This is a genomic window from Actinophytocola sp. (assembly GCF_049647105.1).
Classification (GTDB): domain Bacteria; phylum Actinomycetota; class Actinomycetes; order Mycobacteriales; family Pseudonocardiaceae; genus Actinophytocola.
On the sequence record NZ_JBARWZ010000004.1, the window covers coordinates 21,006 to 27,425 of the forward strand.

The following is a 6,420-nucleotide window of genomic DNA, read 5'->3' on the forward strand; positions in this document are numbered from 1 at the left end:
AGTAGGCTGGTCGGCATGCATGACCCGCGCCTTCTGCTCGACCCCGCAACGGACGCCGTGCGCAAGCTCGCGCGCCGCGGCTTCGCCATCGACCTGCCCGCACTGGACAAGCTGTTCTCCCAGCGCACGGCCGTGATCGGGCAGACGGACGAGTCCCGCGCGGAGTCCAACCGGGTCGCGAAGGAGGTCGGCGCGGCCGCCAGGCGCGGCGAGGACGTCACCGCGCTGAAGGAGAACGCCCGCGCGCTGAAGACCCGCATCCAGGACCTGGAGGAACAGCAGCGGCAGCTGGCCGCCGAACTGGACGAGGTCCTGCTCGGCATCCCGAACCTGCCAAGCGACGACCTGCCGGACGGCAACAGCGACGCCGACGCCGAGCACGTCAGCACGTGGGGCGAGCCGCCGTCGTTCGACTTCGAGCCGCGCGACCACGTCGAGCTGGGTGAACGACTCGGCATCCTCGACTTCGCCAGGGCCACCAAGCTGGCCGGTCCCCGGTTCAGCGTGACCCGGGGCGCAGGCGCCCGGCTGGAGCGGGCGATCGCCACGTTCCTGCTGGATCTGCACACCGAGCAGCACGGCTACACGGAGTTCTCCGTGCCGGTGATCGTGAACCGGCCGACCATGACCGGCACCGGTCAGCTGCCGAAGTTCGAGCAGGACCTGTTCCGCACCGCGGTCACCGACCGTGAGCTGTTCCTGATCCCGACGGCCGAGGTGCCGCTGACGAACCTGCACGCCGGCGAGACGCTCGCGGCGGAGGACCTGCCGATCGCCTACACGTCGAACACGCCGTGCTTCCGGTCGGAGGCCGGTTCGTACGGCAAGGACACCCGCGGCCTGATCCGCCTGCACCAGTTCCAGAAGGTGGAGCTGGTCCGGTTCTGCACGCCAGAGCGAGCGGCCGAGGAGTTCGGCGTGCTGCTGTCGCACGCCGAGACGTGCCTGCGGGAGCTGGGCCTCGCGTACCGCGTGGTGAAGCTGGCGGCGGGCGACATCGGCTTCTCGGCGGAGCGGACCTACGACCTCGAGGTGTGGCTTCCGGGACAGCAGCAGTACCGGGAGATCTCGAGCGTGTCGGACTTCGGCACGTTCCAGGCACGCAGGGCCGGGATCCGCACGAAGGCCAAGGACGGCAAGCGCGGGTTCGCCAACACCCTGAACGGTTCCGGGCTGCCGATCGGCCGCACGCTGGTCGCCATCCTCGAGCAGAACCAGCAGGCGGACGGGTCGGTCGTGATCCCGCCCGCGCTGGTCCCGTACACCCGCTTCGAACGGATCAACCCGGACGGCACCGTGGGAGAGTGAACGTGATGGTCGAGCACAGCCCCGTCGGCCCTGTCGACCCGCGTGAGCTCCGGGTCTCCGACGCGGAGCGCACGCACGTGGTGAACGTGCTGCAGAAGGCCATCGGCCACGGGATGCTGTCGCTCGACGAGTTCACCGAGCGGACCGACCGGGCGCTGGCGGCGAAGACCCGGGGCGAGCTGAACTCGGTGCTCGTCGACCTGGCGGGCGTGACACACACCGATCCGCAGGCGCCCGTGCGGGAGAAGCCGGTCGAGCTGCGTGCCAGCATGGCCACGCTCAAGCGCCACGGCGACTGGACGGTGCCGCGCGAGCTGGTGATCTACAACCGGCTCGGCTCGACGGAGCTGGACTTCACCGAGGCACGGATCAACCACGGCGAGATACTGATCAGGCTGAACTGCGGCGGCGGGACGGTGAAGCTCGTGCTGCCCGACCGCGCGTCGGTCGTCACCGACCAGGTGCGGATGACCGCGGGCAGCATCAAGGACAAGGTGGGCAGTGGTGGCGGACGGCCACGGTTCGTGCTGTCCGGTTCGGTCACCGCGGGTTCGCTGGTGATCCGCCGGGCAAGCTACGTACGGATCGGCAACCTGCTGTTCCACTCGTCGTTGCGGATCACCCGCGCGGCGGACTAGGGGAGGCGGCAATGAAGGCTCTGGTCAAGGCTGCCCAGGGTCCTGGGCTCGAGTTGACGGACGTGGCCGAGCCCGTGGCCGGTCCCGGAGACGTGCTGATCCGCGTGCTGCGGACCGGTATCTGCGGCACGGACCTGCACATCCAGTCCTGGGACGCGTGGGCGGCGAACACGATCAAGCCGCCGCTCGTGCTCGGCCACGAGTTCGCAGGCGAGGTCGTCGAGGTCGGCGCGGCCGTCACGAAGGTCAAGGTGGGCGACCTCGTCTCCGGCGAGGGCCATCTGATCTGCGGCACCTGCCGCAACTGCAAGGCGGGCAGGCGGCACCTGTGCGCGAACACCGTCGGTCTCGGGGTGCACACGGCGGGCGCGTTCGCGGAGTACGCGGTGCTGCCGGAGCAGAACGCGTGGGTGCACACCCACGACCTCGACCTGGACGTGGCGGCGATCTTCGATCCGTTCGGCAACGCGGTGCACACCGCGCTGTCGTTCCCCGTGCTGGGCGAGGACGTGCTGATCACCGGCGCGGGCCCGATCGGGCTGATGGCCGCCGCGGTCGCGAAACACGCGGGCGCCCGGCACGTGGTGATCACCGACGTGTCGGAGCCGAGGCTGGAGCTGGCCCGCAAGATCGGCGTCGACCTGGCACTGAACGTGGCCACCACGAAGATCGCGGACGTGTACGGGCAGCTGCGGATGAGCGAGGGCTTCGACGTCGGCATGGAGATGTCCGGTCAGCCGTCCGCGTTGCGCGACATGATCGCGAACATGACGCACGGCGGCCGGATCGCGATGCTCGGCCTGCCTGCCACCGAGATCCCCATCGACTGGTCGAACGTCGTGCTGAAGATGCTGACCATCAAGGGCATCTACGGCCGCGAGATGTTCGAGACCTGGTACGCGATGTCGGTCCTGCTACAGGCGGGGCTGGACATCTCACCGGTGATCACCCACCGGTTCCACTACACGGAGCACGAGGCCGCGTTCGCCACCGCGCGCGACGGCCGGTGCGGCAAGGTCATCATGGACTGGACGGAGGCCTGATGTTCGGCGCGATGCGGGAGAACCTGCGGTCGGAGCTCGACGAGATCCGCGCGGCAGGGCTCTACAAGGCGGAGCGGGTGATCTCGACCCCGCAGGGTTCTTCTGTCCGGGTCGGTTCTGGCGCCGACGTCCTCAATCTCTGCGCCAACAACTACTTGGGTCTCGCCGACCACCCGGTGCTCGTGGCCGCCGCGAAGGACGCGCTCGACCGCTGGGGGTTCGGCATGGCGTCGGTGCGGTTCATATGTGGTACGCAGGAGCCGCACAAGGAGCTGGAAGTCAAGCTGTCCGAGTTCCTCGGCACCGAGGACACCATCCTGTACAGCTCCTGCTTCGACGCCAACGCCGGCCTGTTCGAGACGATCCTCGGCGCCGACGACGCGGTGATCTCCGACGAGCTGAACCACGCGTCGGTGATCGACGGCATCCGGCTGTGCAAGGCGCAGCGGCTGCGCTACAAGAACCGCGACATGGCGGACCTGGAACGGCAGCTCAAGGAGGCGGCCGGGGCCCGGTACCGGCTGATCGCCACCGACGGCGTCTTCTCCATGGACGGCTACCTCGCGCCACTCGACGAGATCTGCGCGCTGGCCGACCAGTACGACGCGCTGGTGATGGTCGACGACTCACACGCCGTCGGCTTCACCGGCCCGACCGGCCGCGGCACCCCGGAGCTGTTCGGCGTCACCGACCGGGTGGATGTGGTCACCGGAACGCTCGGCAAGGCACTCGGCGGCGCGAGCGGCGGCTACACGTCCGGTCGCGCGGAGATCGTCAAGATGCTGCGGCAGCGGTCGCGCCCGTACCTGTTCTCCAACTCCCTGGCACCGGCGATCACGGCGACCACACTGGCGGCGCTGAACCTGCTGGAGTCCTCCGGTGAGCTGCTGACCCGCCTGCGCGCCAACACGGAGCTGTTCCGCACGAAGATGGCCGAAGCGGGCTTCGACCTGCTGCCGGGCGAGCACCCGATCATCCCGGTGATGATCGGCGACGCGGCCGAGGCGGGTCGCATGGCGGACCTGCTGCTCGAACGCGGCGTGTACGTGGTCGGCTTCTCATACCCGGTCGTGCCACACGGCAAGGCCCGCATCCGCACCCAGATGTCGGCGGCCCACTCGACCGGGGACGTTGAGCGCGCGGTAGAGGCCTTCGTGGCCGCCAGGGCGGCAATGTGAACACGCTTCGCAATCGGTCGAGTACGCCATCCGGTGATTCGTGCGCAACTGCTAACGATTAGTTAGCACTCGGCGAACGGGGTGCCACAATGTTCCCCGTCTCTGAGAGTTCAGAGCCCCAACGCCGGCAAAGCCGAGCGTCGGGGCCCGGCCACGGCCGGGCTTCGCGCCGCTGGCATCGGTCGCGTAGCCCCCCGAGCGATCGATGCCAGTGGCGCGGTCAACACCCCGCGCCCAAAACCCGCTCGCGACGAACCAGGTTCCACGAGGAGAAGTGGGCCGGGTGCGGTCCCGCATCGTGCCCCGACCTACCATCGGTACGTGTTCGTAGTCGCGCTGGTTCCGCTGCTGGTCGGGTTGGTCGTCGCGTCGGTCGGTGCGCTCGGGTTCCTCGAACGGTTGCCACGCAACCGGTTCGGCGGCGTACGCACGCCGGCGACGCTCCGCGACGACGAGACGTTCCGCGTCGGCAACAAGGTCGCTGGCCTGCCGATCGCCGTAGGTGGCCTGGTCGGGCTCCTCGGCGGCGGCCTCGCCCTCGCCATGACCGGCACCGCGGCGGTCATCGTGACCTCGGTGCTCGCACTGCTCGGCATGCTGGTCATCGCCGGTGCGGGCGGGGTCATGGGCCACCGCGCCGCTGAGGCAGTGCCGGAGCCCGCGCCCGAACTGCCAGAGGGCTGCAAGGGATGTCAGTGCGGCGGCTGCGAGATCGCCGGGCTCAGGAAGGGCTCAGTTGGTGCGCACGTCGCCGGGGTGGGTGGCGAGTAACGCCAGCGGCATGCCCTGCCGCCGCAGCACCCGGCCCCACAGGTCCTGGTCCGTCGGCGCCAGCACGTCGCTCGGCAGCGCGGGCACCACGATCCAGTCGCCGCGCTCGATCTCACCGGCGACCTGGCCGACGTCCCAGCCCGCGTAACCCGCGAACACCCGCAGGCCCTTGAACTTGGGCACCAGCACGTCGGGGTCCGCGTCGAGGTCGACGAGCGCGACCGGGCCACGCACCCCGATCAGGCCCTTCACGCCCGAGGCCTCCTCGCCCGTGCGCAGGGATGCCAGGCACAGCGCCGTCTTCTGCTCGACAGGGCCGCCGACGAACACCGAGGCCGGGTTCGTCACATGTGGGCCCCAGTTGGGCAGCACGTCGTCGACCGGCACCTCGCTCGGCCGGTTCAGCACCACACCGAGCGTGCCTTCCCCTCGGTGGTCGATGACGAACACGACGGTCCGGCGGAAGTTCGAGTCGGTCAGACTTGGCGCCGCGACAAGCAGCGTGCCCGGCTCAACGGCCGCGTCGGGAGCGTCGGATCGCACCAGGACATGATCCCATTCATTCAGCCGGAATCCAGCGGGCCTACGGTACCTGGGGAACAATAGAAGGTACCTGCCCGTTGGAGCAGGTGGCTGGACACCACAGTGTCCCCCGGGCTCAACTAGAACAGCCTTCATGGAATACCGGTCAGGCCGGAGCCATGTCGCGCCACTCGCCGTGAGGCGACCGGGTGCCCAGCCGCTCGAACGGCGGGTGCGGTCACGAGAGTGGCACACCCGCCGTTCGAGGTTCTCCCATAGGCTCCACCATCGTGACGACCTCTCCCGACGTGTCCGATCCACATCACATCCGGATCGGCGCTCGTCGGCTGCTTGCCATGGGCGAGTTCCGCAGGCTCCTGTTCAGCCGGTTCTCGTCACAGTGGGGCGACGGTCTGTTCCAGACCGGCCTCGCGGGCGCGGTCGTGTTCAACCCGGAGCGGGCCGTGTCGCCGCCGGAGATCGCGGCCGGGTTCGTCGTGCTGCTGCTGCCGTACTCGATCATCGGGCCGTTCGCGGGCGCGCTGCTCGACCGGTGGGACCGCCGCCGCGTGCTGGTGGTGGCGAACTTCCTGCGCGGCGTGCTGATCCTCGTCTCCGCCATCTGTGTGGCGACGGGCGTCGGCGGGTTCCCGATCCTGTTGCTGGCGCTCATCGTCATCGGCATCAGCCGGTTCGTCGGCGCGGGCCTGTCCGCTTCGCTGCCACACGTGGTGCCGGTGCCCAACCTCGTCGAGGCCAACGCGTTGTCGGTCACGCTCGGCGCGGTGATCTCGGTGCTCGGCGCGGGCTGCGCGGTCGGGCTGCGGGCGTTACTCGGTGAGGACAACCTCGGCTCCGGGCTGACCACGGCCATCGCGGCCATCGGGTCGGTACTGGCTGCGTGGCTCGCCGCGCGGTTCGCGCGCGGCGCGCTCGGCCCCGACCGGGTCGACGAGCCGG

At 69.6% G+C, this 6,420-nt stretch carries 6 protein-coding genes and 1 pseudogene; 6 read left to right on the forward strand and 1 reads right to left on the reverse strand.

Translation table 11 applies throughout. The annotated features are described in order from the left end of the window. The first annotated feature begins 15 nt into the window (after positions 1-15). The 5 genes from serS (at position 16) to WBA97_RS00230 (ending at position 4,938) form a co-directional block, all read left to right on the forward strand. Positions 16-1,308 carry a serine--tRNA ligase gene (gene serS / locus WBA97_RS00210; RefSeq protein WP_424228548.1) on the forward strand — a complete coding sequence of 431 codons (1,293 nt, stop codon included), beginning with the start codon at positions 16-18 and terminating at the stop codon, positions 1,306-1,308. 5 nt (positions 1,309-1,313) lie between these two features. Next, positions 1,314-1,946 carry a DUF1707 SHOCT-like domain-containing protein gene (locus WBA97_RS00215; protein ID WP_424228556.1) on the forward strand — a complete coding sequence of 211 codons (633 nt, stop codon included), beginning with the start codon at positions 1,314-1,316 and terminating at the stop codon, positions 1,944-1,946. 11 nt (positions 1,947-1,957) lie between these two features. Then, entirely contained in the window at positions 1,958-2,989 is a 1,032-nt protein-coding gene (gene tdh, locus WBA97_RS00220) for an L-threonine 3-dehydrogenase (RefSeq protein ID WP_424228549.1), read from the forward strand. Continuing rightward, the gene (locus WBA97_RS00225) at positions 2,989-4,167 is read left to right on the forward strand and encodes a glycine C-acetyltransferase (RefSeq protein ID WP_424228550.1); all 1,179 of its coding nucleotides are present in this window, start codon (positions 2,989-2,991) and stop codon (positions 4,165-4,167) included. Before tdh ends, WBA97_RS00225 begins: the two co-directional genes overlap by 1 nt. A 321-nt stretch (positions 4,168-4,488) precedes the next feature. Continuing rightward, the gene (locus tag WBA97_RS00230; RefSeq protein WP_424228551.1) at positions 4,489-4,938 is read left to right on the forward strand and encodes an SdpI family protein; all 450 of its coding nucleotides are present in this window, start codon (positions 4,489-4,491) and stop codon (positions 4,936-4,938) included. On the opposite strand, the gene WBA97_RS00235 is transcribed toward WBA97_RS00230, so the two are convergent. After that, positions 4,900-5,481 carry a YqgE/AlgH family protein gene (locus WBA97_RS00235; protein WP_424228552.1) on the reverse strand — a complete coding sequence of 194 codons (582 nt, stop codon included), beginning with the start codon at positions 5,479-5,481 and terminating at the stop codon, positions 4,900-4,902. The genes WBA97_RS00230 and WBA97_RS00235 overlap by 39 nt on opposite strands. Positions 5,482-5,750: 269 nt before the next feature. On the opposite strand from WBA97_RS00235, the pseudogene WBA97_RS00240 reads away from it, so the two are divergent. Continuing rightward, positions 5,751-6,420: pseudogene (locus WBA97_RS00240) on the forward strand (MFS transporter); the annotation flags it as partial.

What these genes read in the sequence shown, in the direction of transcription:
- serS (WP_424228548.1), top strand. Translation starts at nt 16, where the DNA reads ATGCATGACCCGCGCCTTCTGCTCGACCCCGCAACGGACGCCGTGCGC.
- WBA97_RS00215 (WP_424228556.1), top strand. Translation starts at nt 1,314, where the DNA reads ATGGTCGAGCACAGCCCCGTCGGCCCTGTCGACCCGCGTGAGCTCCGG.
- tdh (WP_424228549.1), top strand. Translation starts at nt 1,958, where the DNA reads ATGAAGGCTCTGGTCAAGGCTGCCCAGGGTCCTGGGCTCGAGTTGACG.
- WBA97_RS00225 (WP_424228550.1), top strand. Translation starts at nt 2,989, where the DNA reads ATGTTCGGCGCGATGCGGGAGAACCTGCGGTCGGAGCTCGACGAGATC.